Source organism: Chamaesiphon sp. VAR_48_metabat_403, from assembly GCF_031422475.1.
Taxonomy (GTDB): Bacteria; Cyanobacteriota; Cyanobacteriia; order Cyanobacteriales; family Chamaesiphonaceae; genus Chamaesiphon.
This window is the reverse complement of sequence record NZ_JANPLS010000475.1, coordinates 1-2499: the sequence shown is the minus strand read 5'-3', so window position 1 is coordinate 2499 and position 2499 is coordinate 1. Positions and strand designations below refer to the sequence as shown.

Below are 2499 nucleotides of genomic sequence, written 5' to 3'. Positions count from 1 at the left end.
CTCTACGGAGCCACCAGCGGCGAAATCTACATCAACGGCATAGCTGGCGAACGTTTCTGTGTCCGTAACTCTGGTGTCAGTGCAGTTGTGGAATCGATCGGCGATCACGGTTGTGAATACATGACAGGCGGACAAGTCATCATCTTGGGTAAAACCGGACGCAATTTCGCAGCCGGAATGAGTGGCGGTGTTGCCTATATCCTCGACGAGCAGGGTGATTTCCCGACGCGCTGCAATACTCAGATGGTGGGTTTGGAAACGCTTTCCGATCCTGAAGAAATTGCCAAGTTGAAGGGTTCGATCGAAAAACACGCACAGTATACCAAGAGTCAGAAAGCGATCTCGGTGCTAGCTAATTGGGATGAGATGGTGCCGAAGTTTGTGAAGGTGATGCCGCGTGATTATAAACGGGTGTTGCAAGCGATTCAGAATGCGCTGGCTTCGGGGTTGAGTGGTGATGATGCGCTCAATGCTGCTTTTGAGGAGAATTCTCGCGATGTCGCTCGTATTGGGGGAAGTTAGGAGGTTGGATCGATCGGCAGTAAACTAGATCGCGACCGCGATCTAGTTTTGATTAAACAAAAGCTAGCACAACTAAAAGCGAATTAGATGCAGCCGAACTTGAACTTTATGTCCTAAACTTATCGAAAGCTTATTTAAACCACTTGCTTCTATCTACATTAGTATCAATGGCAATAGCATGAATGATACTCACGATCATTCCATAGCTAATCATCATAACAATGGATGAAATAAAAGCTGAGATGTATAATTCAAATCCACTGTTAAACATGTCTTTACTCTTAACTACAAACCCCAATCCTAAAAAGATAGATATAATAAGTCCCAGTATTCTTGTTGGGCATACGATTTTATCAACTTTCTTCCAATCGTAAGGAAAAGATCGGAATTGACTCGTATGCGGAGATGCACGAATACATTCGATATATGCCAAGGGCAGATAGACAACGCAAAGACCAATTTGTACAAAAAGATTAGTATTAACTCTGTTGTGATCTAAGATATAATATCCCACAATTGAAGAGGTAAACAAAAGCGTTTGAAAAAGATCTTCGTATGCAATTTTTAGAAGTGAAACAGTATATGATTTTTTGTATTTATCTTGAAATTTATATATAAAATAAAAATACAAGATGCTTAAAATAATTGATATTATAAACGCAATCCATAAATTAGGTTCATGTACAAGTTTGGGTGTGAATAAAAGTGCAGTGCCTAATATCCATGTCAGTGAAAAAACTGCAAATACAAGTGCAATTACTATATAAGTAAAGGATAGCTCAAACCATAGAAATATCTTAGAAACCAGAATTTCAGATAAGTTCAAAGTATTACTAACTTTAGTGGCTATTGATATTTTTCTAGTCGGGACAGTTGCAGCAGTATAAGAATAGTTATTTACAAGCTCAGGTGACGGCAAATAGGATACTTTTGGCGATGTTCTGGGTTTGTCCTTCATGTACTCCCGAACTGATTCTTATGCCTCCGTTCCTGACGTATATCTATGGCGATAATCATACTGAACCATCCGATCTAAAATATCTGCCAGATTTGCATCTACACTTGCTAGATGCCGCCATGAAGTTGTATCTAAATTTTCTATCGATAAACCTGTTAATGATTGAATACAAGTAACTCCTAACGCATAAATATCGCTGCTAAACTTAGGATTACCTTGTGCTTGTTCGACAGGCATATAACCTGGAGTCCCAATGCCTACTGTGAAAACTGCTTGCCCTTGAGTGATGCTACTAGAGTTGATAACTTCTTTAACTGCACCAAAATCGATTAACACCACTTCGCCATCGGAGTGTCTCCGCATCAAGTTGTCAGGTTTAATATCGCGGTGGATCGTATTATTAGCGTGGGTAAATGCCAGAGGATCTAATACGCTAGCGAGTAGATCGATTACATCATCTACAGCCCAAGGCTGATTTGCTTTAATTTCCGCGCTCAATGGATGACCGTCAACGAATTCCTGTACTAAGAAAAAATCCTTCCCTTTTTCAAGGTGAGCCAAAAGCGTAGGGATTTGATCGTGCTTACCCAAACGCAGTAAAGTTTCTGATTCTGTCACAAACAAACGTCGTGCTATTTTTAAAACCTGTTCGCTTTTGTCGATGGGCTTTAGCTGCTTCACCACACAAAAGATGCCATGTAGGGAAATGTCTTTTGCTAGGAAAGCCTCTCCAAAACCGCCAGAGCCAAGCTTCCGAATGATTTTATATCGTTTGTCTAGAGTCTGACCTATCATGGAAATAATCAGCAAAAAAGTTTATGCCTAGCACTGACGATATCCTCGCTCGATTTCACTGTATCGATGTGATAACAACGTCTTTGCCCCTTTAGTTAGTATACCCACTTTACTACAGTTAATTTACTACGACATGCTTCGCGATTATCCACGGAGAGGCTACGCAAACGAATCGATCGTGCTGAAACTAGAAAAAATGACTTTAGCAACTGTGGATGGTGCTT

At 40.5% G+C, this 2499-nt stretch carries 2 protein-coding genes and 1 pseudogene; 1 reads left to right on the top strand and 2 read right to left on the bottom strand.

The genetic code is table 11. The features are described 5' to 3' along the window. Positions 1-522 (top strand): annotated as a pseudogene (locus tag RMO79_RS22730) (glutamate synthase subunit alpha); the annotation flags it as partial. A gap of 130 nt (positions 523-652) precedes the next feature. On the opposite strand, the gene RMO79_RS22725 reads toward RMO79_RS22730, so the two are convergent. Next, positions 653-1480 carry a hypothetical protein gene (locus RMO79_RS22725; protein ID WP_310485545.1) on the bottom strand — a complete coding sequence of 276 codons (828 nt, stop codon included), beginning with the start codon at positions 1478-1480 and terminating at the stop codon, positions 653-655. 18 nt (positions 1481-1498) lie between these two features. Beyond that, the gene (locus RMO79_RS22720; protein ID WP_310485544.1) at positions 1499-2290 is read right to left on the bottom strand and encodes a serine/threonine-protein kinase; all 792 of its coding nucleotides are present in this window, start codon (positions 2288-2290) and stop codon (positions 1499-1501) included. Positions 2291-2499 lie beyond the last annotated feature (209 nt).